22 protein-coding genes and 1 tRNA gene are annotated in these 23,678 nt (G+C 73.6%); 14 read left to right on the top strand and 9 right to left on the bottom strand.

Translation table 11 applies throughout. The features are described 5' to 3' along the window. Positions 1 to 72: 72 nt before the first annotated feature. The 3 genes from R4Z62_RS20160 to R4Z62_RS20150 all read right to left on the bottom strand — a co-directional run bounded on the left by R4Z62_RS20160 (position 73) and on the right by R4Z62_RS20150 (position 5,046). Positions 73 to 966 carry a cellulose-binding protein gene (locus tag R4Z62_RS20160; RefSeq protein ID WP_491520525.1) on the bottom strand — a complete coding sequence of 298 codons (894 nt, stop codon included), beginning with the start codon at positions 964 to 966 and terminating at the stop codon, positions 73 to 75. 212 nt (positions 967 to 1,178) lie between these two features. Further along, positions 1,179 to 4,016: an SUKH-4 family immunity protein gene (locus R4Z62_RS20155; RefSeq protein ID WP_491520524.1), complete on the bottom strand. Its 2,838-nt coding sequence runs from the start codon at positions 4,014 to 4,016 to the stop codon at positions 1,179 to 1,181. A gap of 7 nt (positions 4,017 to 4,023) precedes the next feature. After that, complete coding sequence (locus tag R4Z62_RS20150; RefSeq protein WP_026252385.1) at positions 4,024 to 5,046, bottom strand: SMI1/KNR4 family protein; 1,023 nt, start codon at positions 5,044 to 5,046, stop codon at positions 4,024 to 4,026. Positions 5,047 to 5,402: 356 nt separating this feature from the next. Between R4Z62_RS20150 and R4Z62_RS20145 the strand changes: the two genes are divergently transcribed. Both R4Z62_RS20145 and R4Z62_RS20140 read left to right on the top strand, forming a co-directional pair. Further along, positions 5,403 to 5,927, top strand: a complete 525-nt coding sequence (locus R4Z62_RS20145; RefSeq protein ID WP_355481469.1) for a YwqJ-related putative deaminase — start codon at positions 5,403 to 5,405, stop codon at positions 5,925 to 5,927. A gap of 107 nt (positions 5,928 to 6,034) precedes the next feature. Beyond that, on the top strand, positions 6,035 to 6,613 hold the full coding sequence (locus R4Z62_RS20140) for an SUKH-3 domain-containing protein (protein WP_491520523.1): 579 nt from the start codon (positions 6,035 to 6,037) through the stop codon (positions 6,611 to 6,613). A gap of 589 nt (positions 6,614 to 7,202) precedes the next feature. Here the strand turns inward: R4Z62_RS20140 and R4Z62_RS20135 are convergent. Then, positions 7,203 to 8,525 (bottom strand): sensor histidine kinase, encoded by a 1,323-nt coding sequence (locus R4Z62_RS20135; RefSeq protein WP_382844606.1) that lies wholly within the window; start codon positions 8,523 to 8,525, stop codon positions 7,203 to 7,205. Positions 8,526 to 8,692: 167 nt separating this feature from the next. Between R4Z62_RS20135 and R4Z62_RS20130 the strand changes: the two genes are divergently transcribed. The 7 genes from R4Z62_RS20130 (at position 8,693) to R4Z62_RS20100 (ending at position 14,445) form a co-directional block, all read left to right on the top strand. After that, positions 8,693 to 9,553, top strand: coding sequence for a hypothetical protein (locus R4Z62_RS20130; protein ID WP_491520522.1), 861 nt, complete (start codon positions 8,693 to 8,695; stop codon positions 9,551 to 9,553). Positions 9,554 to 9,579: 26 nt separating this feature from the next. Further along, a tRNA-Gln gene (locus R4Z62_RS20125) sits at positions 9,580 to 9,651 on the top strand. Between the two features lie 112 nt (positions 9,652 to 9,763). Continuing rightward, a complete protein-coding gene (gene glmU, locus R4Z62_RS20120) occupies positions 9,764 to 11,209 on the top strand; it encodes a bifunctional UDP-N-acetylglucosamine diphosphorylase/glucosamine-1-phosphate N-acetyltransferase GlmU (protein ID WP_491520521.1) in 1,446 nt (481 codons plus the stop codon). 146 nt (positions 11,210 to 11,355) lie between these two features. Then, positions 11,356 to 12,330, top strand: coding sequence for a ribose-phosphate diphosphokinase (locus tag R4Z62_RS20115; RefSeq protein ID WP_018566917.1), 975 nt, complete (start codon positions 11,356 to 11,358; stop codon positions 12,328 to 12,330). Positions 12,331 to 12,575: 245 nt separating this feature from the next. Continuing rightward, positions 12,576 to 13,172, top strand: a complete 597-nt coding sequence (locus tag R4Z62_RS20110; RefSeq protein ID WP_491520520.1) for a 50S ribosomal protein L25/general stress protein Ctc — start codon at positions 12,576 to 12,578, stop codon at positions 13,170 to 13,172. A 72-nt stretch (positions 13,173 to 13,244) separates the two neighbouring features. After that, complete coding sequence (gene pth, locus R4Z62_RS20105) at positions 13,245 to 13,856, top strand: aminoacyl-tRNA hydrolase (RefSeq protein ID WP_491520519.1); 612 nt, start codon at positions 13,245 to 13,247, stop codon at positions 13,854 to 13,856. A gap of 52 nt (positions 13,857 to 13,908) precedes the next feature. After that, the gene (locus R4Z62_RS20100; RefSeq protein WP_491520518.1) at positions 13,909 to 14,445 is read left to right on the top strand and encodes a hypothetical protein; all 537 of its coding nucleotides are present in this window, start codon (positions 13,909 to 13,911) and stop codon (positions 14,443 to 14,445) included. Between the two features lie 58 nt (positions 14,446 to 14,503). Here the strand turns inward: R4Z62_RS20100 and ppc are convergent, their stop codons facing one another. Further along, a complete protein-coding gene (gene ppc, locus R4Z62_RS20095; protein ID WP_355481459.1) occupies positions 14,504 to 17,245 on the bottom strand; it encodes a phosphoenolpyruvate carboxylase in 2,742 nt (913 codons plus the stop codon). 343 nt (positions 17,246 to 17,588) lie between these two features. On the opposite strand from ppc, the gene R4Z62_RS20090 reads away from it, so the two are divergent. Genes R4Z62_RS20090 through R4Z62_RS20080 form a run of 3 tightly spaced genes read left to right on the top strand, consistent with a single transcriptional unit; the run spans position 17,589 to position 19,584 of the window. Continuing rightward, entirely contained in the window at positions 17,589 to 18,599 is a 1,011-nt protein-coding gene (locus R4Z62_RS20090; protein WP_018566912.1) for an acyl-CoA desaturase, read from the top strand. Beyond that, positions 18,596 to 19,270, top strand: a complete 675-nt coding sequence (locus R4Z62_RS20085; RefSeq protein ID WP_064533559.1) for a TetR/AcrR family transcriptional regulator — start codon at positions 18,596 to 18,598, stop codon at positions 19,268 to 19,270. The genes R4Z62_RS20090 and R4Z62_RS20085 overlap by 4 nt, the downstream gene beginning before the upstream one ends. Positions 19,271 to 19,329: 59 nt before the next feature. Next, positions 19,330 to 19,584, top strand: coding sequence for a type II toxin-antitoxin system Phd/YefM family antitoxin (locus R4Z62_RS20080; RefSeq protein WP_491520517.1), 255 nt, complete (start codon positions 19,330 to 19,332; stop codon positions 19,582 to 19,584). 18 nt (positions 19,585 to 19,602) lie between these two features. Here the strand turns inward: R4Z62_RS20080 and R4Z62_RS20075 are convergent, their stop codons facing one another. Together R4Z62_RS20075 and R4Z62_RS20070 are read right to left on the bottom strand one after the other, a co-directional pair. Beyond that, positions 19,603 to 19,965: a VOC family protein gene (locus R4Z62_RS20075; protein ID WP_491520516.1), complete on the bottom strand. Its 363-nt coding sequence runs from the start codon at positions 19,963 to 19,965 to the stop codon at positions 19,603 to 19,605. 3 nt (positions 19,966 to 19,968) lie between these two features. Continuing rightward, positions 19,969 to 20,808, bottom strand: coding sequence for a trans-aconitate 2-methyltransferase (locus tag R4Z62_RS20070; protein WP_491520515.1), 840 nt, complete (start codon positions 20,806 to 20,808; stop codon positions 19,969 to 19,971). A 138-nt stretch (positions 20,809 to 20,946) separates the two neighbouring features. Between R4Z62_RS20070 and tamR the strand changes: the two genes are divergently transcribed. After that, a complete protein-coding gene (tamR, locus tag R4Z62_RS20065; RefSeq protein WP_355481449.1) occupies positions 20,947 to 21,444 on the top strand; it encodes a MarR family transcriptional regulator TamR in 498 nt (165 codons plus the stop codon). On the opposite strand, the gene R4Z62_RS20060 is transcribed toward tamR, so the two are convergent. Beyond that, the gene (locus R4Z62_RS20060) at positions 21,403 to 22,191 is read right to left on the bottom strand and encodes a response regulator transcription factor (RefSeq protein ID WP_064533567.1); all 789 of its coding nucleotides are present in this window, start codon (positions 22,189 to 22,191) and stop codon (positions 21,403 to 21,405) included. The two genes, tamR and R4Z62_RS20060, sit on opposite strands and share 42 nt — an antisense overlap. Before the next feature lie 286 nt (positions 22,192 to 22,477). Between R4Z62_RS20060 and R4Z62_RS20055 the strand changes: the two genes are divergently transcribed. Beyond that, complete coding sequence (locus tag R4Z62_RS20055; RefSeq protein ID WP_064533569.1) at positions 22,478 to 22,921, top strand: GNAT family N-acetyltransferase; 444 nt, start codon at positions 22,478 to 22,480, stop codon at positions 22,919 to 22,921. A gap of 24 nt (positions 22,922 to 22,945) precedes the next feature. Here the strand turns inward: R4Z62_RS20055 and R4Z62_RS20050 are convergent, their stop codons facing one another. Further along, on the bottom strand, positions 22,946 to 23,626 hold the full coding sequence (locus R4Z62_RS20050) for an adenosylcobinamide amidohydrolase (protein ID WP_389599873.1): 681 nt from the start codon (positions 23,624 to 23,626) through the stop codon (positions 22,946 to 22,948). Positions 23,627 to 23,678 lie beyond the last annotated feature (52 nt).

Raw genomic sequence — 23,678 nt, 5'->3', positions numbered from 1 at the left:
CACCGAGCCTCCACCCTCCCGCCGCGTGAGGGGCAAGCCGCCGACCCCGCGCCACCCGTGCGGGACGGGCCCCTACTCCACCCGAGCCCGGCCGGTCAGCGTGGTGATGTCGCTCTGGACGGTGTCCATCTGGGCCCTGACGTCGTCCCAGAGTTCACCGTGCTCGCGCAGCACCCGCTCCGTCTCCCGGGCGATCCGCTCCGCGCTCAGCCGGGCGGCGTCCAGCACCTCGGCGGCCCGCGCCCGCGCCTCCCCCGGCGCCCGGCGGGCCGCGTCCTGAGCCTCCGTCAGCGCCCGCTCCGCCGCGGCCAGCGCCGCTTCGGCGGCCGACAGCCGCCGGGTGTGGTCCGCCTCCAGCGCCGCCCGCCGCGCGTTCTCCTCCCGCTCGGCCGCGGCCAGCCGGACCGTGTGCTCGCGGGCCTGTCCGGCGAGCGCCCCCTCGGCGCCGCGGCGCGCCTCGCGCAGCGCGGCCAGCGCCCCGCCGCGGGTCTGCTTCACCTCGCGGCGGACCGCGATGCGCAGCGCGTCCGCCTCGGCCCGCGCCGCCTCGGTCCGCCGCCGGGCCTCCTCCTCCGCCGCCCCGCACACCGCGTCGGCGTACGCCCGCGCGTCCTGGAGCAGGCCGTCGGCGTACGCCCGCGCCGCCTCGTACTGCTCGCGCGCCTCCCGGAGAGCGCGTTCGCGCACCGCCCGCGCCTCCTGCTGCCCGTGCTCGTGCAGGCTCCGGGCGCCCTCGCCGAGCGAGGCGTAGGTCTGCTCGCCGAGTCCGGCGGCCCGCTCGCGCAGGGCCGTCAGCTCCGCCTCCATGTTCCGGGCCAGGACCGTCAGCCGCGCCGCGCGCTCCCAGGCCGCGTCCCGGTCGGCGAAGAGGGCGTCCACCTGGGTGTTCACCTGATCGGGGCGGTAGCAGCGCCCCCGTACGACCGCGAAGCCGTGGAGCGAGACCGATGACGCCGTGCTGCCCATCCTGAACCCCTCTCCGTCGTGCACCGCCGGACACCGCCGAATGGATGCGACACGATGATTGCGGGCACATCCTCAGCTATAGGGACGAGATGTTCATAACGCGACACTCCGGGTGCGGGTCCGGTCAGGAGTGAACGAAAGAGGGCCGGGCCCGGTCACGCGACCGGGCCCGGCCCTCATCCGCCCTCATCCGCCGTCAGGCGCTCACGCACTCACAGCAGTCCGTCCCACATCTGCTCCAGCAGCACCGACCACCAGCTCTCCGGCGAACCGAGCGCCGCCGGGTCCAGGGCGACGAGCTGGGCCTGGAAGTCCACGGTCCAGCGGCCCGCCTGCTCCTGGTTCAGACCGTGCCGCAGCCGCCACATCCGGCCCAGCAGCGCCAGGCAGCGCGCGAACTCCGGCAGCCCGGTGTTCACGAACTGCGGCGGCACGGACGTACCGCCGGGACCCGCCTCCACCGGCACGGCCACGATGTTCGCCGTGCCGTACTGGACGCAGAGCGCCTTGCCGAAGTCACTGCCCATGACGAGGTACGAGCCCGCGTCCGGGGCCGGCTGCACCCCCCGCTCGGCCGCCAGCTCCGCCAGCGTCGGCACCGGGCGGCCCGGCTGGGCCTGCGCCCAGAAGAAGGGCCCCATGTCCATCGGCAGGCCCGCCACCACCAGCGTGTGCGCCACGACCGGCGGCACGCCCTGGCGGGACACGGCCGCCTGCTCGAACCGGAACACCCCCGGGCCGAAGGCCGCGCCCAGTTCCTGGGCGATGCCCTCCGGCGGGAGCGGCGGCGCGGGCTGCACCGGCGGCAGCGGCGCGCGCACCGGCGCCGGGCGCGCGGGACCGTCCGCCACCTGGTGCAGCTCCCCCTGGTGCGCCAGGAGTTGCCGCATGCCCTGCTGGCGGCTGGCGTGATCGGTGCCGTACGGCGCGATCGAAGTGATCCGCGCCTGCGGCCACTGCTCGCGGATCATCCGCGCGCAGTAGGCGCCCGGCAACTGGCACGACTCCAGCTCCGTGTGCAGCTCCAGCACCTGGTCCGGCGGCACGTTCATGCCGCGCAGCTCGTGGAAGATCTGCCACTCCGGGTGCGGGGTGCCCGGCGCCGAACGCCGGATCAGCTGCTGCTCGGAGCCGTCCTGCGCGCGGTAGCGCAGCACGGCCTGGTAGCCGGGACCCACGGTCGGCTGCCCCTGCGGGGGATAGCCGTAGGCCGGGGGCTGCGCGCCGGGCACGGGCGGTCCGGGCACGGGGGGCTGACCCGGCGGCGGGGTCGCGCCCGGGGGCGGGGGCGGCGGCGGGGGCACGGCCGGACCGCCTGGCGGAGGCGGGGCCAGCATGGTCGCCGCGTGGTGCACACCGCCCTGCCCGCCGCCGGGCACGCCGGGCGCACCGGGAGCGGCGGGCGCCTGCGGCGGACCGGGCACGCCCGGCGCGGCGGGGGCGCCCGGCGCGGGCGGCGGCTTGGGCGCGCCCGGGGCACCGGGGGCGCCGGGAGGACCCGGAGGCTGCGGGGCGCCGCCGCCGGTGCGGCCGGGGTCGGCCAGCATCGTGGCGGCGTGGTGGACACCGCCCGGGGGCGTCGTACCGGCGGGGGTGCCGGGGGCGGCCGGGGGCTGCGGGGCGCCGGGGGGCTGCGGGGCGGCCTCGGGGCCGTCCGGACCCAGGGACGAGACGAGCTGCGTCGGCGCGTAACCGCCCGGTGCGGCCGGTGCGCCCGGCGGCGGTACGGCGGGGTCCGGGCCGCCCGGACGCGCTCCCGGGGTGCCGGGCGCGCCCGGCGGCGGAGGCGTCGGCGCGGCGGAGTGCCCGCGGCGCGGCGGGGGCCCGGCCTTGCTGGTCGCCGCGTCGGCGATGTCACCGGCGTTGGGCGCGAGCGGGCGCCCGGGGGCGGGGGCCGCGGGGGTGTACGGCGCACCGCCCGGCGGCGGAGGCGGCGGCGGGGCCGGGACCCCGGGGTTCTGCGGATGGCCGTACGGCGCTCCCGCCTGCGGCGGCGGAGGAGGCGTACCGCCCGCGGGCGGGGGCGTGCTCCCCGGAGGCGGAGGCGGCGGCGGAGGCGCGACTCCGGGACCCGCCGGAGCACCGGGCGCACCGGGCGCACCGGGCGCCGCCGGATAGCCGTACGACGCACCGGGCGGCGGAGGCGGAGGCGGGGCCGCCGGACCGGCGGCCGGGGACGGCGGGGGCGTGCTGCCCGGAGGCGGTGTGCTGCCCGGGGGCGGTGTGCTGCCCGGGGGCGGTGTGCTGCCCGGGGGTACCGGCGCGGGGGCGCCGGTCGCGTCGAGTGCCGGGGTCACCGCCGTGCGGGGGAGCCGGCTGCCGCCCTCCATCAGCGCCGTCTTGGCGTCGGACGCGGCGGACGGCGGCGGCGGGGTGTCGTCGGCGCCGCTCAGCGGCGGTGCGAACACCGTCACGGGCAGCGGGACCGAACGGTCCTCCTCCGCGTCCGCGTTGGTGTCGGTCCCGGCCCACGGGGTGGCACCGGGCGGGACGTTCGGCGCCCCGGGAGCCCCGGGCCCCGTCCCGCCGGCCGCGCCCACCGGCACCCCGGCCTGCGTCTGCGGCAGCGACTCGTCCCGCGCCGGGCCCACGCCGGGACCGGGACCCGCGTCCGCACCGGCACCGGCGGCCGGGCCGCCCGGCGTGCCGCCGCTCTCGCCCCGGCGGTCCGGAATGCCCAGCTTGTCCGCCGCTTCCTGGAGCCATTCCGGCGGACTGAGCAGGAACGACGTCTGGTTCAGATCCACCCGGGCGGGCGGGGCCGCCGCGGCGGGCTCCGCCGCCGCCTCCGGACGGCCGTACTCCTCCTCGTACCGGCGGATCACCTCGCCCACCGGCAGCGCGGGCCACAGCGTGGCCTCCCCGCTGTCCCGGGCGATGACCAGCCGCTGCCGACCGCCGTCCGAACGCGGCCCCTCCGCGCGGTCCTCGGCCCACACCACGAAGCCCAGCTCGAACTCCCGTACCCGCACCTCCCGGTGCTGGTACGACGGCACATCGCCGTTGATCCACTCCTCCGCGCGCTCCTGCGCCTGCGCGTACGTCACCATCGCCGAGTCACTCCCCCACGGAAGAGGCCGGAACGGCATGCGCGAATCCGCCGTCCACCATCAGGTTCGCCACCGTCTCCAGCTCCGGCGGGGAGCCCGCCAGCCGGGACAGGAAGGCGTCGAAGTCCTCACCGCACGGCAGCAGCAGCCGCTCGACGCGCTCCGGCTGCGGCCACGCCGGATCCACGTCCCGTACGTCGTCGTACGCGCAGAACCACACCGAACCGATCCGCTCGCCCTTCACCTTCACCGCGAGCAGGCCGCCCTGGACGAAGCCGACGCCCAGGTAGTCCTTGGTGAGGTGGTCGCGCAGGCACTTGTTGACGTACACGAGGTCGTTGACCGCGGCCTCCTCGCGCACCGTGAAGAACGGCTGGTCGACCAGGAGTCCCAGTTCCGCGTCGAGCGCGGTGCCCACCGGGGCGCAGCCGCCCGCCGCCTTCAGGAAGGAGCGGTAGGCGCCCGGCAGCCGGTACCCGAGGTCCTCCTCGACGCCCTGCACCTGCTGCTCGGAGACCGCGGCGCCGGACTTGGGCAGCCCGAAGTGCGCCGGGCGGGTCTCCTGGAGCGGCCGGGTGCCGCGCTTGGCCTGGTCGACGTTCGCGGTCGCGATCCCGCCGTGGTGGCGCAGCAGCGCCTTCACCTCCACCGGGACCAGTTCGAGGCGGCGGCCGCCCGCCACGTGGTGCCAGGTCCAGCCGTGCGGGGTCGCCACGCTGGGCACCGTGTCCCACAGTTCGTGGCCGGTCGCCGCCAGCGCCGCGTTCGCCGAGACGTAGTCGGTCAGCCGCAGTTCGTCCACGCCGAAGCCCTCCGGCGGGTCGGCGATCTGCGCCGCGGCCCGCGCGTACGGCGAGAAGTCGGGGTAGCCGTGCTCGTCCACCCGCACCCCTCGCGGGTGGCGGGCGGCCCGGACCGGGTCCGGGAAGTGCACGACCTGTCCGGCGTAGGCCGCGTTGGGCGGCGCGGCACCCTGCCCACCACCCCGGCGGCCGGGTGGTACCCCCAGCCCGAGCCGACCTGTCGTCATGGCGGTTGCCCCCTGCGGCACTCTGTACGGCCCGCGGCGCGGCGGCTTCCTGTGCCGTCCGCCGGGATCCGTATCGACTACTTCTCTCCAACGCGTCGGCTTCTCTCCAACGCGTCGGCCGCGCGAGCGCGGCGTGCCGACAGCCTATGCGGTAGCGCGACACCGGTCACCGGGCCACCGCGCACCGCCCGCACCCGCCCCCGATGCCGCCGCCCGGCCGTCCCCGCCCGGCCGTGACCTGGCGTCACCCTGCCGTGACGCACCGCCCTCCACCGGGCGTGTCGCGCCGCCCCAGCTTCCACACGGGGCATGCGATTTGGCACTCTGTGTCCTTCGGGGGGATGCTCGGGAGGGGAATGATGATCATGAACGCGACGCAGACGGGACCGCACACCAGCGGCTCCGGCGACCCGCGGATCGGCTGGAGCAGCAGCGAGGGACCGCTCGCGCCCACCCTCCGGCACCGCCGCGACGGCATACTCCCGACCATCGCCGCCGCCCTCTCCGTACGCGGCGCCACCCTCACCGGCACGGCCGCGCGCAGCGAAGAGCCCCCGGCCCTGCACCCGCTCGTCCAGGACTTCCTGGACACGCTCACCAGCGCCCAGCGGGACCGCTTCACCGGCCGCTGCGCCGAGACCATCCTCATCTCGCGGCACATCAGCGCCGTCGACGCCACCCGCAGCAAACGCGCCTCGCGCAAACCGATGACCAACGGCGAAGCCCGCAAAGCGCTCAAACAGGCCAAGCTCACCGCCCGCCGCATCCGCGAGGACGGCGACCCGCTGCACGGCAGCTTCGCCGCGCCGTGCCGCGCCTGCACCGCGCTCAGCGCCCACTTCGGCGTCTACATCGTCGACCCCGCCGGCGGCAGGGCCTGACGGCCGCGCACCCGACCCGCACGCCATCCGCCCGCACACCTTCCGCCCGCGCACACCATCCGCGCACGCCATCCGCGCACGAGACGAACAGGACGAACGAAGGGCCCATGCAAGCCGACCGCCGCGCCGCCGCCAAGCGCCCCACCAGACTCTCGGCGAAGCTCTCCTCCCCGGCCGCACCCGCCGAGCCCGAGGAAACCCCCGGGGACGCCCGCTTCGCCGCCCCCGTCGACGCCGCCCTGCGCGCCGCAGGCTGGCAGCCCGGACGCTGGGACATAAAGCAGGCGGAGTTCTGGGCCGACGCCCTGCGCGAGCACTCCTCCCCGGCGGGCCACCGGCACAGCGTCTTCCCGGCCGCCGTCGAGGCCTGGGCGGAGTTCGGCGGGCTGCGCGTCGCCCCCGGCGGGCCCGGCCGCCAGATCGCCCCGGCCGCACTCGACCTCGACCCGCTGCACGGCCTCCACCTGGCCCGCACCCTCGGCGACCTCGGCCGCGCCCTCGGCACCGACGTCTGCCCGCTCGGCGCGGAGAGCGACACACAGGCGCTGCTCGCCATCGACGCCGAGGGCCGCGTCTACGCCCTGGACCACACCGGCGACTGGTACCTCGGCCCCGGCATCGACCAGGCCCTGACGGCACTGGTCTCCGGCCTGACACCGGTACGCCTCACCACGGCCGCGGTCTGACACGACCACGTACCGCCCGCCCCGGACCGGGAGTTCCGCAGGGGTGACGGGACGGCGGCTCCCGGCCCGCCGTGCCCGGCCCGGACCGCCGCTGACCTCCCGACGCGATCCGACACCGCCGGGCGCCGCCGCACCCCGAGGTCCGCGCCCCGGCCCGTGCCCCGAGGCCGGCGGCCACAGCACGAGTTCCGTGACGGCCCGGCCCGCCACGCCGGGACCACCGCTGACCTCCCGGGCCTCAAGTCCCCGGGTCCGTGCGCCTGGGGCCGGTGGCCGCCTACGCGTCACGAGCGGCGGCAACGACCCGCCACGCCGGGGCCATCGCCACGCCCTCGCGCTCCTACGCCCTCAAGCCCACGGCCAACGGCCCCAGGACCAACGCCCTCTGCCCCTGGAGCGACCACACCCCGAGCCACCGACGGCAACCCCGGGCTCCCGCGACACCCCCACAGCCTCAAGACCGACCAGCGGCCAACGGCCGACAGCCCCAAGCCCAGCGCCCCAGCCCGTGGCCCGTGGCCCGTGGCCCGTGGCCAACGACCGGTGACCGCCCCGAGCCACGCACAACAGCCCCCGGCCCGTCCCGCCGCTACGCCGGAATGACCGCCGACACCCGGAAACCCCCCGCGTCCGTCGGCCCCGACACGAACACGCCGCCCAGGGCCACGACCCGCTCCTTCATGCCGAGCAGGCCGTTCCCGCCGGACGGCAGCCCCGCCGCCGACGCGGTCGCGGGCTCGGGCGGCGGGCCGTTCTCCACCTGCATCGCGATCTCCGCACCCCGGTGCGCGAGCCGCACCCGCGTCTTGGCGCCCGCCGCGTGCTTGTGGACGTTCGTCAGAGCCTCCTGCACCACCCGGTACGCGGTCTGCTCGATCTCCGCCCCGTACGGGCGCGCCTCGCCCTCGACCGACAGGTCCACCACCATGCCCGCGGCGGCCGACTGGCCGACCAGCTCCTCCAGCTCCGCCAGGCACGGCCCGTCACCGCCCGGCTCACCGGCGGCGCGGGACGCCGCAGCGGCCGCCGCGACCCCCACCGCGACCAGCGGCAGGGCCGCCGGATCACGCAGCGGGGCAGGGCGCTCGGGCACCTCACCGCTGCGCAGCACACCCAGCATCTCGCGCAGCTCGGTCAGCGCCTGCCGGCCCATGTCCCCGACCAGCGCCGCGTTCTTGACGGCCTTCTCGGGATCCTTGCGGGCCACCGCCTGCAACGCGGCGGCGTGCACCACCATCAGACTCACCCGGTGCGCGACGACATCGTGCATCTCCCGGGCGATCCGGGTGCGCTCCTCGCCGCGCGCCCACTCGGCGCGCTCCTCCGCCCGCTCCGCGAGCAGCTGCAACTCCCGCTCCAGGCTGTCCGCACGCTCCCGCAGCGACTCCATCAGCCGCCGCCGGGCGCCGACGTACAGGCCCAGCAGCAGCGGGGGCGCGGTGAGACCGAGCGAGGTGGTGACCGCGGCGAACGGGACGAACCAGTCACCGATGGTGAAGTCGCCGCGTGCCATGTCCTGCCGCACCCGCACGAACGTCACGATCATCGTGCCGAGCAGCGACATCCCGGCGAGCGCCCCGATGATCCGCCGGGGCAGCTCGCACGTGGCGAGCGTGTAGAGGCCGACGATCCCCATGAGGAAGCCCATCTGGGCGGGCGTGACGGCGATCGCGACCAGCACGACGGCGATCGGCCACCGCCGCCTGACCAGCAGCACCGACCCGCACAGCAGCCCGAAGAGCACCCCCGCGACCAGCGGCACCCCGGCGTCCCGGGCGAACGGCACCCCTTCCGCCGCGCACTCCGCCGCCGACGCCAGCGCCAGGCTGCCGTCGAACAGCGCACTGCGCCACCGCGCCCACCACCACGGCCCACTCACCGCCGCGGCGCGCTCTTCCCCCGTCGTGGTCATGTCTCCAGCCTACGGGCGCGCGACGGCGCTTTTCCGGCGAGTTTCGCGTACCTGGATCCGACCACACACCGTGATCGACGCATCGCCGAACCGGTCGATTTCCCTCGAACTGGTGAACATCTCTTGTTCGGGCCCGGAGGCTCCCATTCCGGCCGGACGGTATGCGCATGGCACACGCACAGCACAAGTACGCCGACTTCGAGGGCCTGCGGGAGCGCGCGGTGGCGCTGCGGCGGGCAGGGCTCAGCCGACGGCAGATCCGCGACCGTCTGCACATCGACAACAACGACATCCTCAACCGTCTCCTGGAAGGCGAACCGGCCCCCGACTGGACAAAACGCCCGAACGCCAAGGACGACCTGCGGGACAGGGCCCGAGAACTGCGCCTCCAGGGCTGGACGTACGACCAGATCCAGGTGGAGCTGGCGTGCTCCAAGAGCTCGATCTCGCTGTGGGTGCGGGATCTGCCGAGGCCGGAGCGCAAGCGCAGCGGCGAGGAGGCGGCGGCCATCGCCCGGAGGGGCTGGGAAGCGAAACTGCGGGTGCGCGACGAGGAGCGGCAACGCGCGAAGGAGACCGCCAGGCGGGCTGTCGGCAACCTCACCGACCGGGAGTTGTTCCTCGTGGGCGTAGGGCTCTACTGGGCGGAGGGCGCCAAGGACAAGCCGTACGCCCGCCGCGAGAGCGTCGCGTTCGTCAACAGCGATCCGAGCATGGTCAAGATCTTCCTCGCATGGCTCGACCTTCTCGGCGTGGACCACGGACGGCGCCGCTTCGCGGTGATGATCCACGAATCCGCGGACGTGACCGGCGCCGAACAGTTCTGGGCCGACCTCGTCGGCGCGGGCCGCTCGTCGTTCACCAAGACCACACTCAAGAAGCACAACCCCAGGACACCCCGCAAGAACACCGGTGACGCGTACCGGGGATGCCTGGTGATCAAAGTCCTCAAGGGGGCCGAGCTGTACCGTCGCATCGAGGGCGCGTGGTACGGCATAGTAGAGGCGGCAACCTCAACGGAACAATGAAATGTCCGTTTTGGTGAGCTTCACACTCCCCTGTGGTGTAATCGGCAACACGGGTCACTTTGGATGATTTGTTCCAGGTTCGAGTCCTGGCAGGGGAGCAAACTCGATTCGGGTCCTGGCCGCACACGCCAGGACCCGCTCTCGTCTCCCCCCTCAACCGCCCCGGTATCCTGCGGATGTCCACCCCACCCAAAAGCCGAAGGGCATCCCGTGAGCGCCATTCGCCCGGCAGCCGTCGTCGTTCTCGCAGCGGGTGAGGGCACCCGTATGAAGTCGGCCACACCGAAGGTCCTGCATGAGATCTGCGGCCGTTCCCTGGTCGGTCATGTGCTGGCCGCCGCACGGGAGTTGAAGCCCGAGAACCTGGTCGTCGTGGTCGGGCACGCGCGGGAGCAGGTGAGCGCGCACCTCGCCGAGGTGGACGCCGCGGCGCGGACCGCCGTGCAGGAGAAGCAGAAGGGCACCGGGCACGCGGTCCGGATGGGGCTCGACGAGCTGGGCGGTGCCGTCGAGGGCACCGTCATCGTGGTCTGCGGGGACACGCCGCTGCTGACCGGGGGGACCCTCGCCGCCCTGGCCGCCGCGCACACCGCCGACGGCAACGCGGTGACCGTGCTGACCGCCGAGGTCCCGGACGCCACCGGGTACGGCCGGATCGTGCGCGACGCCGACGGCGCGGTGACCGCGATCGTGGAGCACAAGGACGCCGACGCGGAGCAGCTCGCGATCCGGGAGATCAACTCCGGGGTGTTCGCGTTCGACGGGCGGCTGCTCGCCGAGGCGCTGGGCCAGGTGCGCACGGACAACAGCCAGGGCGAGGAGTACCTGACGGACGTGCTCGGGATCCTGCGCGGGGCCGGGCACCGGGTCGGTGCCTCGGTGGCCGGTGACCACCGGGAGATCGCGGGGATCAACAACCGGGTGCAGCTCGCCGAGGCGCGGCGGACCCTGAACGACCGGCTGCTGACGGCGGCCATGCTCGCCGGGGTGACCGTGGTGGACCCGGCGACGACGTGGGTCGATGTGACGGTGACCTTCGAGCAGGACGTGATCGTGCACCCGGGTACGCAGCTGCACGGCGCGACGCATCTGGCCGAGGGCGCGGAGGTCGGGCCCAACACCCGGCTGACCGACACCCGGGTGGGCGCGGGGGCGCGGGTGGACAACACGGTGTCCGTGGGCGCGGTGGTGGGTCCGCAGGCGTCGGTGGGTCCGTACGCGTATCTGCGTCCGGGCACGCGCCTCGGGGTGAAGTCCAAGGTGGGCACGTACGTCGAGACGAAGAACGCGCGCATCGGCGAGGGCACGAAGGTGCCGCACCTGTCGTACGTGGGCGACGCGACGATCGGCGAGTACTCGAACATCGGCGCCGCGAGCGTGTTCGTGAACTACGACGGCCAGGACAAGCACCACACCACGATCGGGTCGCACTGCCGCACCGGTTCGGACAACATGTTTGTGGCGCCTGTCACGGTCGGGGACGGCGCCTACACCGCCGCCGGGTCGGTGATCACGCGTGATGTGCCGCCCGGTTCGCTGGCCGTGGCCCGCGGCCAGCAGCGGAATATCGAGGGCTGGGTGGCGCGCAAGCGCCCCGGGAGCACGGCCGCGAAGGCGGCCGAGGCGGCGTCACCGACGACGGAGAGCAAAGACTGACCGGAAACAGGCGCGTCGAACACGGCGTACCGTGATAAGTGCACACCCGCACCCCACCAGCTGAGACGGCCTCTCGCGCACGGTTGACACGGTTGACGAGGTCTTCTCGACATCCAGCTGCGTACACCCTCTGAGGAGACAGTGCTGTGACCGGGATCAAGACGACCGGCGAGAAGAAGATGATGTTCTTCTCCGGCCGCGCCCACCCCGAGCTTGCCGAGGAAATCGCCCACGAGCTGGGTGTCGGGGTCGTCCCGACGAAGGCGTTCGATTTCGCCAACGGTGAGATCTACGTCCGCTACCAGGAGTCGGCCCGTGGCGCGGACTGCTTCCTGATCCAGAGCCACACCGCTCCGATCAACAAGTGGATCATGGAGCAGCTGATCATGATCGACGCGCTGAAGCGTGCGTCGGCCCGTTCGATCACGGTCATCGTGCCGTTCTACGGTTACGCGCGGCAGGACAAGAAGCACCGCGGGCGTGAACCGATCTCGGCGCGTCTGGTGGCGGACCTGATGAAGACGGCCGGTGCGGACCGGATCCTCACGGTCGACCTGCACACGGACCAGATCCAGGGCTTCTTCGACGGCCCGGTGGACCACCTGTTCGCGCTGCCGCTGCTGGCGGACTACGTGGGCGCCAAGGTGGACCGCGCCAAGCTGACCGTGGTCTCGCCGGACGCCGGCCGGGTGCGGGTGGCGGACCGCTGGTGCGACCGCCTCGGCGCGCCGCTGGCGATCGTGCACAAGCGCCGGGACAAGGACGTGGCGAACCAGGTCACGGTGCACGAGGTCGTCGGTGATGTGGAGGGCCGCATCTGCGTGCTGGTCGACGACATGATCGACACCGGCGGCACCATCTGCGCGGCGGCGGACGCGCTGTTCGCGCACGGCGCCGAGGACGTCATCGTGACGGCGACGCACGGTGTGCTGTCGGGTCCGGCGGCCGACCGGCTGAAGAACTCGAAGGTGAGCGAGTTCGTGTTCACGAACACGCTGCCGACGGCGAGCGAGCTGGAGCTGGACAAGATCACGGTGCTGTCGATCGCGCCGACCATCGCGAGCGCGGTGCGCGAGGTGTTCCAGGACGGTTCGGTGACGAGCCTCTTCGACGAGCAGTAACGATCATTCCGGCGCCCGAGCGGATCAGCGCGGACCGCCGGAGATCATCAGGGATCACCGGAGATCACCGGAGATCGTTTTGGGTTCGGCCTCCCTCGCCGAGTAGACTGCACCAGTTGCTCGGCGAGGGAGGCCGTAGCCGTTCTCGGACGGATACGGCGGTCCGTTATCGACGCGCTCTTCGTAGCAGGCCGTTCGTGTGGCCGGGTGACCACCATCCCCTAGTTCTACGAGGAGTGAAGAGCATGTCCGAGGTGAAGATCTCCGCCGAGACCCGCAGCGAGTTCGGCAAGGGTGCCGCCCGCCGCGTCCGCCGCGAGAACAAGGTCCCCGGCGTCCTGTACGGCCACGGCACCGACCCGCTGCACCTGACGCTCCCGGGCCACGAGCTGCTGCTCGCCCTGCGTACGCCGAACGTCCTGATCTCGCTGGACATCGACGGCAAGTCCAACGAGCTGGCGATCCCGAAGGCGGTGCAGCGCGACCCGCTGAAGGGCTTCTTGGAGCACGTCGACCTGCTGCTGGTCAAGCGCGGCGAGAAGGTCAACGTCGAGATCCCCGTGCACACCGAGGGTGAGCTGGCCGCCGGCGGCAACCTGCTGGAGCACGTCCTGTCCGCGCTGCCGGTCGAGGCCGAGGCCACGCACATCCCCGAGCAGGTCACCGTGTCCGTCGAGGGCCTGGAGGCCGGTGCCTCCGTGCTCGCCAAGGACATCACCCTGCCCAGCGGTGTGACCCTGGCCGTCGAGGACGACACGGTCGTCCTCCAGGTCCTGGCCGCGCAGGCCGAGGAGGCCGCCGAGGGCGGCGAGGGCGAGGGCGAAGAGGCCGCCGAGGCCTGATCCTCACCCCCCGCGCAGTTCGCCGGCCGCCGCTTCCCCTGGGGGGCGGCGGCCGACGCATACCAAGGAGAGATGGACGTGACCACCCCGGCGACTTCCACGAGCGCGCCCTGGCTGATCGTGGGCCTCGGCAATCCCGGACCGGAGTACGCCATGAACCGGCACAACGTCGGCTTCATGACGGTGGATCTGCTGGCCAGCCGTATCGGGGGCCGGTTCAAGCGGGCGAGCAAGGCGCAGGCGCAGGTGGTCGAGGGCCGGATCGGCGCGCCCGGCCCGGACAGCCGCCGTGTCGTGCTGGTGAAGCCGATGTCGTACATGAACCTGTCGGGCGGTCCGGTGAACGCTCTGCGGGACTTCTACAAGGTGCCGCTCGGCCATGTCGTGGCGGTCCACGACGAGCTGGACATCGACTACGGCACGCTGCGGCTGAAGCTGGGCGGCGGCGACAACGGGCACAACGGCCTGAAGTCGATGACGAAGGCGATGGGCGCCGACTACCACCGGGTGCGGTTCGGGATCGGGCGTCCGCCGGGCCGGATGCAGGTGGCCGACTATGTGCTGAAGGACTTCTCGTCCGCGGAGCGCAAGGAGCTGGACTACTTCGTGGACCGTACGGCGGACGCGGTGGAGTGCCTGCTGGCGGAGGGCCTGGAGCGGGCGCAGAGCGCGTACAACTCCTGACTTGTCCGGCCGCCGCACGCCCAGGAGTTGACCGGTCGTAGGGGCATGGCCAATGATCCCGGCCATGCCTGCCGCCGCCAGCGCCCCGAATTCCCGTCAGGCCCGTGCCTCCCGCCAGGCCCGCCGGGCCTCCCGGGCCGCGCTGCGGTTCGGGCGGGTGGCCGCGATGGGGACGGTCGCGGTGCTGATCCTGGTCGCCGGGGTGTGGGCGTCGTGGAGCACCGCGCCGTACGTGATGCTCACCAAGGGCCGCGAGCACGGGTCGGTCGAGGTGACGCGGTGCGGCGGCGACACGTGCAGCGGCCCGTACACGCCGGTCTCGGCAGGGTCGGCGGCGCGCGGCCGGGTGGAGATCGCGCACACGGTGGCGGTGCGCAAGGGGCGGACGTACAGCGTCGTGGTGAAGCCGGGCACGGACGAGGTGCTGCGGGCGGGACCGGCCGGGATCCTGTACGCGTGGGCGCCGCTGGGCGGCGCGCTGCTGCTGGCCTCGGTGGTGGTGGCCGGCGGGCTGCGCCGGGTGCGGGCGGCCTGGGTGCTGGCGGGAGCGGGGATCGCGCTGCTGACGGCGGCGTTCGTCGCGTTGTGAGGCGTACGGCGGCGCCCCCGGTCCGTGGGAACCGGGGGCGCCGTCGCGTGTGTGCCGCTCAGCCGGTGTTGCGCAGGCCGGCCGCGACTCCGTTGACGGTCAGCAGCAGCGCCCGCGAGAGCAGCGGGTCGGCCTCCTGCTCCGCCGCCACCGCGTCGCGCTGCCGCTTGAGCAGGGCGACCTGGAGGTAGGAGATCGGGTCCAGATAGGCGTCGCGGATGGCGAAGGTCTGCTTCAGGACGGGTGCGGCGTCCAGGAGTTCGCTCTCGCCGGTGATGCGCAGCACCTCGGCGACGGTCAGCTCGTGCTCCGCCTGGATGGCCTCGAAGACGTGCTTGAGGTGGTCGGGGACGAGCGTGTCGACGTAGTGCCCGGCGATGCGCAGGTCGGTCTTGGCGAGCGTCATCTCGACGTTGGAGATGAAGTTGCGGAAGAAGTGCCAGCGCTCGTGCATCTCCTCCAGCACGGTCTCGCCCTCCTGCCGTACGCCCGCCTCGCGCAGCGCCCTGAGGCCGGAGCCGACCCCGAACCAGCCGGGGACGATCTGCCGCGACTGGGTCCAGCCGAACACCCAGGGGATGGCGCGCAGCCCGTCGAGTCCGGCGCCGGAGTCGGGGCGGCGCGAGGGCCGGGAGCCGATGTGCAGGTCGGCGAGCTGGTCGACCGGGGTGGAGGCGAAGAAGTACGCGGGCAGGTCGGGGTCCTCCACCAGCCTGCGGTAGGCGGCGTGGGCGGCGTCGGAGACGATGTCCATGGCCGCGTCCCAGCGGGCCAGCGCCTCGCCGGACTGGCGGGGCGCGGTGTGCAGGGCGGACGCCTGGAGGCTGGCGGCGACCGTCAGTTCCAGGTTCTCCCGGGCCAGGGAGGGGATGAGGTACTTGTCGGAGATGACCTCGCCCTGCTCGGTCACCTTGATCTCGCCCTCCAGGGTGCCCCAGGGCTGGGCGAGGATGGCGTCGTGGGTGGGGCCGCCGCCGCGGCCGACGGTGCCGCCGCGGCCGTGGAAGAGGCGCAGCCGCACGCCGTAGCGGTGGGCGACGTCGCGCAGTCGGCGCTGGGCGCGGTGGATCTCCCACTGGGAGGTGGTGATGCCGCCGAACTTGGAGGAGTCGGAGTAGCCGAGCATGACCTCCTGGACGTCCCCGCGCAGCGCGACCAGGCGCCGGTAGGACGGGTCGGAGAGCATGTCCTCCAGGATGGTGTCGGCGGCCTTCAGCTCGTCGGTGGTCTCCAGCAGCGGCACGATGCCGATCTTGGCCCAGCCGGCGTGCAGGTCGAGCAGTCCGGCCTCGCGGGCGAGGACGGCGGCGGCGAAGACGTCGTCGGCGCCCTGGCACATGGAGATGATGTACGACTCGACGACCTCGGGCCCGAAGACGTCCAGGGCCCGCTTGACCGTCTCGAACACGCCGAGCGTCTTCGCGCCGGCCTCGTCGACGGGGGCGGGCGTCGGGGCGAGCGGCCGGCGCGAGCGGAGTTCCTTGGCGAGCAGCTTGGTGCGGTACTCGCGGGGCATGTCGGCGTAGCGCCAGGACTCCTCGCCGAGCCGGTCGAAGAGCTGGCCGAGCGCGTGGTGGTGGGCGTCGGCGTGTTCGCGCACGTCCATGGTGGCGAGCTGGAGGCCGAAGGCGGCCAGGGTGCGGATGGTGCGGGCCAGGCGGCCGTCGGCGAACAGGCCGCCGCGGTGCTCGCGCAGCGAGTCCTGGATCAGCCGCAGGTCGGCGAGGAGCTGGGCGGTGCCCAGGTAGTCGTGGCCGGCCTGGTGCGGGGTGCCCTTGGCCAGGCGCTCCTTGGTGTTGACGAGCTTCTGCCGGATGCAGGTGGCCTTGAGCCGGTAGGGCTCCTCGGCGTTGAGCCGCTTGTAGCGGGGGCTGATCTCGGGCAGGTTCTCCAGGTCGGTGTCGAGGGAGCGCAGGAGTTCCTCGGTGGCGCCGCTGTAGCGGATGGAGTTGGACAGGAAGGCGCGCAGCTCGTCGATGGTGTCGAGGGCGTCGTTGATGCCGTGCTCGTGCTGGAGGATCAGCACGTCCCAGGTGACGGCCGGGGTGACGTTGGGGTTGCCGTCGCGGTCGCCGCCGATCCAGGTGCCGAAGCTGAGGGGGCGGGTCTCGTCGGGGAGTCTGACGCCGACGCGCTCCAGTTCGGCGGTCAGGTCCTCCAGGACGTCGCCGACGGCGCCGGCGTGCAGCTCGTCCAGGTAGTAGATGGCGTTGCGGGCCTCGTCGGTGGGTTCGGGGCGTACGACGCGCAGTTCGTCGGTCTGCCAGACGAGGTCGATGTTCTCGGCGAGGCGGGTGTCCAGGCGGCGGCGGTCGGACTCGACGACCGGGGTCTCCAGGAGGGCGCCGATGCGGCGGAGCTTGTTCAGGACGGAGCGGCGGGCCGCCTCGGTGGGGTGCGCGGTGAACACCGGGCGGACGTTGAGGTGCCGGACCGTCTGGCGCAGGTGCTCGGGGTCGGCGTCCTTGAGCTGGTCGGCGGTGCGGGCCAGCAGGCCGCCCTCGGCGGCGCGGCGGGCGCGCAGCTCGCGGCCGCGGTGGACCTGTTCGGTGACGTTGGCGAGGTGGAAGTAGGTGGAGAAGGCGCGGACCAGCTTGGCCGCGGTCTCCAGTTCGGTGCCGCGCAGCAGTTCGGCCGCTGCTTCGCCGTCCTCCCGGGTGAGGCGGCGCACCTTCTCCACCAGGTCCAGGAGTTCGGGACCTTCCTGCCTCACCAGGGTCTCCCCCAGGAGGTCACCCAGTCGGCGGATGTCGGCGCGCAGCTCGCTGCTGGTCGTCGTCTGGTCGTCGGCACTGCTCACAGGTGCGGCTCCTTGCAGTAATCCGGAGTACGTCGCGCCAGCGACTCGCTGGAGGGGCGGTGGTGGGCGACGGGTGGGCTCTTCTGAGAGGGGACCCGGACGGGTGCCGCGCGGCGGGTGCCGCATACGGGCCGGGCATCCGGGAAGGAATCTTCTTCAGCGGACCGCGCTGTCCGACCGGGCTTCAGTCTAGGTGCCGGGTGGGACGCGCAGGCCAGGGGCTCTTGCCGCGCGGCGACGCACTGCCATACTTACGTCGCCGTAGGTTACGGAACCGTAGGGAGCTGGAAGGTTCCGGAGCCCGCCGCACCTGTCTGAACCCTCGACCCCACAGGGGACGCCCATGACCTCAAGCTCCTCCGACGTGATCGACGACGCCCCGGAAGCGGCCGTCGGCGCGCTGCCCTCCGCCACCCTGGGCGGCGAGCAGAAGCGTTCGATCGAGCAGATCACGCTGCTGCTCTTCATCACCGTCCCGTTCCTGGCGCTGCTCGCGGCGGTGCCGCTGGCCTGGGGGTGGGGGGTGAGCTGGCTGGACCTCGGTCTGCTGGTCTTCTTCTACTTCCTCGGCTGCCACGGCATCACGATCGGCTTCCACCGGCACTTCACGCACGGCTCCTTCAAGGCGAAGCGCCCGTTGAAGATCGCGCTGGCCGTCGCCGGGTCGATGGCGGTGGAGGGGCCGCTGGTGCGCTGGGTGGCCGACCACCGCAGGCACCACAAGTTCTCCGACCACGAGGGCGACCCGCACTCGCCGTGGCGGTACGGGGAGACGGTCCCGGCGCTGATGAAGGGCCTGTGGTGGGCCCATGTCGGCTGGATGTTCGACGAGGAGCAGACCCCGCAGGAGAAGTACGCGCCGGATCTGGTCAAGGACCCGGCGCTGCGGGCGGTCTCGCGCCAGTTCGTGCTGTGGACGCTCACTTCGCTGCTGCTGCCGCCGCTGATCGGCGGTCTGGTGACGATGTCCTGGTGGGGCGCGTTCACCGCGTTCTTCTGGGGTTCACTCGTGCGGGTGGCGCTGCTGCACCACGTGACCTGGTCGATCAACTCCATCTGCCACGCGGTCGGCAAGCGCCCGTTCAAGTCGCGCGACCGCTCGGGCAACGTGTGGTGGCTGGCGATCCTGTCCTGCGGCGAGTCCTGGCACAACCTGCACCACGCCGACCCGACCTCCGCCCGGCACGGCGTGGAGCGCGGGCAGCTCGACTCCTCGGCGCGGATCATCCGCTGGTTCGAGAAGCTGGGCTGGGCCTACGACGTGCGCTGGCCGTCACGCTCGCGTATCGATTCGCGGCGCAACCCGGAGGAAGGCGGCTCCCGGCGCCGGAAGGAAACCGCCGAGGCGGCATGATTGACGCCGTGGCGACCGACTCCAGCACCCCCAGCAACGACAAGCCGCGACGTGCGCGTCGCACCCGGATGACCGGTGCCGAGCGCCGCCAGCAGCTGCTGGAGATCGGTCGCACGCTGTTCGCGGCGAAGGGCTTCGAGGGCACGTCGGTGGAGGAGATCGCGGCGAAGGCCGGGGTGTCCAAGCCGGTGGTGTACGAGCACTTCGGCGGCAAGGAGGGGCTGTACGCGGTGGTCGTGGACCGCGAGATGCGGCGGCTGCTGGACATGGTGACCGGGTCGCTGACGGCCGGCCATCCGCGGGAGCTGTGCGAGCAGGCGGCCTTCGCCCTCCTGGACTACATCGAGGAGTACACGGACGGCTTCCGCATCCTCGTCCGCGACTCGCCCATCCCCCAGTCCACGGGCACCTTCGCCTCCCTGATCTCCGACATCGCCACCCAGGTGGAGGACATCCTGGGCCGCGAGTTCAAGTCCCGCGGCTTCGACCCGAAGCTGGCCCCGCTGTACGCCCAGGCGCTGGTCGGCATGGTCGCCCTGACCGGCCAGTGGTGGCTGGACGTGCGCCGCCCCAAGAAGGCGGAGGTCGCCGCCCACCTGGTGAACCTGGCCTGGCACGGCCTGGACGGCCTGGAGCCCAAGCCGCGGCTGATAGGGCACCGCAAGAGCTGAGATCACTCCGCCGAGTGAGGGAATGGACCGCGGGAGTCGTCGTGCGTCACGATGCGCGCATGACTGCGATCCCGATCAGCGAGGCCGCTTCCCGACTCGGCGACCTGGTGCGCCGCGTGGCCGACGGCCGCGAGACCATCGCCCTGACCGACCACGGGCAGGCGGCCGCGCTGCTGGTGTCCCCGCGCGTGATCGAGGGACTCGAGGACGCCCTGGCCGTCGCCGGTCACCGGCTGCGCACGGCGGAGGGAGCGCCCGGACCGGGCACCCCCACGGCGGAAGCAGGCAGGCGGCCGGGGCCCGGACAGAAGTGAGCGCACCCCTTCCCGGGATCAACCGGCCGGCTCCAGGAACTCCAGCCGGTTGCCCACCGGGTCCTCGGAGTAGAAGCGGCGGTGGCCCGGGAGGGTGTCGTCCCAGGTGACCGGGGCGCCGTGGGCGGTCAGGCGGGCGGCGCAGGCGTCGAGGTCCGTGACCCGCAGGCCGGGGTGGGCCTTGCGCGCGGGCCGGAAGTCCGCCTCGACGCCCAGATGGAGCCGGACGGCCCCGGCCCCAAACCAGCAGCCGCCGCGGGCGGCCAGGACCGGCGGCTTGGGGGTCTCGGTCATGCCGAGGACACCGGCGTAGTAGGCCCGCAGCACGGGCTCGGACCCCGGCGGGGCGGCGAGCTGGACGTGGTCGATCGCGGCGAGCACCGCTCAGCCCTCCTTGACGGCGACGGCGAAGACACGCCGGAAGGGGAACGGGGTGCCGTGCGGCCCGGCCGGGTACGCCTCGCGCAGCGCGGCCCGGTACTCGGCGAGGAACGCCTCGCGGGCCTCCGGGTCGTCGGCGAGCGCGGTGAGCACGGGCCGCAGCCCGGTGCCCTTCACCCAGTCCAGCACCGGATCCTCGCCGGGCAGCAGATGCAGGTACGTCGTCTCCCAGACGTCCGCCGCGCAGCCGAGGCCGCTCAGCCGCTCCAGGTACGCGCCGGGCGTGTCCACGGCGTCGTCGTGGCGCAGGATGTCGCCGAGCCGGCCGCGCCAGCGGGCCGAGTGGGCGAGGGCGCGCATCAGCCGGTGGCTGGGGGCGGAGAAGTTGCCCGGGACCTGGAAGGCGAAGGTGCCGCCGGGCCGGAGCGCCGCGATCCAGTCGGCGAACCGGGCGGTGTGCCCCGGCACCCACTGGAGGGTGGCGTTGCTGACGATCAGGTCGCAGGGCTCGCCGGGCGTCCAGGTGCGGGCGTCGGCGGGGAGGAAGTCGAGCCGGCCGCCGCCGGGGGTGGGGCCCGCGTGCTCCACGGTGGCCCGGTCCAGCATCTCGGGCGAGTTGTCGTACCCTGTGATGCGGGCGGTGGGCCAGCGGCCGGCGAGCAGCACGGTGACGTTGCCGGGGCCGCAGCCGAGGTCGGCGATGCGGGGCGGGTCCGAGGGCAGGCCGGGGATCCGGGCGAGCAGGTCGGTGAAGGGGCGGGCGCGGTGCCCGGCGTGGCGCAGGTACTGGGCGGGGTCCCAGGTGGGGCTGCTGCTGTCCTGGGTGCGGTCGGGCGCGGGCATGGGGCCTCCTTGAGGCGATCGTCCTGGTCCTCGGTCCTGGCGTTCCTCGGTGTTCCTCGGCACCGCCGAAATTTCTCTCGATGCCAAGATAGTTGATATCAAGAGACTTCACGTCGACACAACCACTACACTGATCGCATGGAGGACGAGGTCGATCGGCTGGTCGCAGCGTGGCGCCGGGAGCGCCCGGACCTCGACGTGGAACCGCTGGAGGTGCTCAGCCGGGTGAGCCGGCTGGCCCGGCATCTGGACCGGGCCCGGCGGCTGGCCTTCTCCGAGCACAGCCTGGAGCCCTGGGAGTTCGACGTGCTGACCGCGCTGCGCCGCGCGGGCGCGCCGTACCAGCTCTCGCCCGGACAGCTGCTGACGCAGACCCTGGTCACCTCGGGCACGATGACGAACCGCATCGACCGGCTGGCCAAGAAGGGCCTGGTCGAGCGGCTGCCCGACCCCAGTGACCGGCGGGGCGTGCTGGTCCGGCTCACGGAGGACGGCCGGGACCGCGCCGACCGGTCGCTGTCCGGCCTGCTGGACCAGGAGCGGGCCATCCTCGGCGAGCTGTCCGCCGCGCAGCGCGGCGAACTGGCCGCCCTGCTACGCCAGTTGACCGCCCCGTTCGACAACATCCCCGGCTAGCTCCCGGCGGGCGGGAGCTGGCTCCGCCGGACCCACGCCGGCCCTGCGGGCGAGGGCGACCGCGGCCAGCGTGGAGTGCACACCGAGCTTGCCCAGGACGTTCTGCATATGGGTGCGCACGGTGTGCGGGGAGAGGAACAGCCGCTCGGCGACCGCCTTGCGCCCGAGCCCGGCGACCATGCAGCGCAGCACCTCCCGCTCGCGCGGGGTCAGCGACTCCACCAGCCGTTCGCTCTCGGTGCGGTGCTTGCGGGCGGCGGTCAGCTCGCGCAGGACACCGGTCAGCAGCGCGGGCGGCAGATGCGTCTCGTCGCGCAGCACCCCGCGGATGACGGTGAGCAGCCGGGACAGCGAGCAGTCCTTGGCGACCCAGCCGCAGGCGCCCGCCTGGAGGGCCAGCGCGGCCCGGCGCGGGTCGTCCTTCTCGGCGAGGACCACGGTCCGTACGCCGGACTGGGCGGCGCGCACCCCGGCCACCAGGGAGATGCCGTCCACCAGACCGTCCGCGTTGGCCTCCTGGACGGGGACGGCGGCCCGGCCGCCGGGCACCTTGCCGCCCAGGTCCGCGTCGACGAGCAGCACGTCGTAGCGGCGGCCCTCGGCGGCGGCCCGCTCCAGACAGCGCAGGGCCGCCGGTCCGGACCCGGCCGCCGAGACGTCGACGTCCGGCTCGGCGGCCAGGGCCGCGGCCAGGGACTCGGCGAAGATGCGGTGGTCGTCGACGACCAGGACGCGTACACGAACCACTGGAACCCCCTTCCCCACGCTCCTGGAGAGCAGGGGATCTCCGTCATCGAGGACGACGGCCGGCCGTGTCCGGGGGCGGCCGCGCGGGCACGACGCCCGGGGCCGCGGGATCCGCACGGCCGCCGCCATGCGGAAGTGCTACCCCCACGTCGGGCGTCGTACCCGGCTGTCTCGCCCCCTGATCGGCGCCGGCCCCCACCGGTACCGCTTCTCAGCGTACGGACGGAGACCGGGAGGGGAAGCCAATTCGCAGAACTGACCGGCGGGCGCGTCTAGGGTGTGCCGCATGTTTCGTATTGAGGCAGAAGTAGACAAAGAGCGCCGCGATCTGCTCCGCTCCCGCCTCCGCGACGCGAACACGGCCGCCTCGTCCATGCTGGCCGCCCTGCGCACCTCCCCCACCGCCCACGAACTCCCGCTGCACCTGTGGGCCATGGACGAGTCCGGCGCCCTGGCCGGCGGTCTGGTCGGGCACACCTGGGCGACCTGGCTGCACATCACCTACCTGTGGGTCGACGACCGCCACCGCGGCGCGGGCCTCGGTTCCCACCTGCTGCGGCGCGCCGAACGCATCGCCCGCGACCAGCGCGACTGCTGCGCCGCCCGCCTGGAGACCTGGGACTTCCAGGCCCCCGGCTTCTACCGCCGCCACGGCTACAAGGTGATCTGCGCCCTGCCCGACTATCCGCCGGGCATCACGGAGTACACGCTGGTGAAACCGCTGCGCTGAGCGGGCCGCCCCGTGGCGCGGGTATCACGCGTGCGCCAGCGCCTCCCCCACCGCCCGGTGGACCGCTCGGGCCAGCCGGGCGCCCCAGAGGGAGCGGGGTCCGGCGAAGGCGTGCGGGGGTTCGGCGGGGGCGGGCAGGCGGGCGGCCACGCAGACGGCGTCGGTGGGGGTGCCGGTGCAGGCGTGGCCGGCCTCCAGGAGGGCCTGGACCTTGGCCTCGGTGGCGGTGGTGGCCGCGTTGACCAGGGCGGCGTCGGTCAGGGCGGCGGGGACGGCGACGACGATGTTGATCGTGCCCGGCTGGGCGGGGACGGCAGCGGCCTGTGCCGGGGCAGCGGCCCAGCCGCGGACGCTGATGCCCGCGGTGACGACCGCCTGCGCCCCGCCGTCCTCGGCGCGGGCGTGCCGGGTGACGTCGGCCGCCGTCATCAGGCCGACACCCGCCCCGGTCAGACCGGCCCCGGCCGCCAGCTCGGCCAGGTGGCGTTCCGGGTCGGTGCGCCGGTAGCCGTGGGCCACCTGGGCGTTGAGGACCCAGTCGCGCTCGCCGATGCCGCCGCCGAGCACCGCGCTGCTGATCATCCGCCACCCCGGGCCCGCCCGCCACACCAGCGCGTGCAGCCGCTCGCCGTCCTCGGTGCGGGCCAGCAGGCGCGCCGAGCGCAGCGCGGTGGGCGGGGCGGGCACGGGCGGGGCGGTGGACACCGGCGGGACTCCTCGGGACGGGGACCGGCCGATCTTAGGCCCTCGTTCGGAT

This window comes from Streptomyces sp. PL-25 (genome assembly GCF_058344915.1).
The sequence above is the reverse complement of the archived record's forward strand: the minus strand, read 5'-3'. Positions and strand labels throughout refer to the sequence as shown.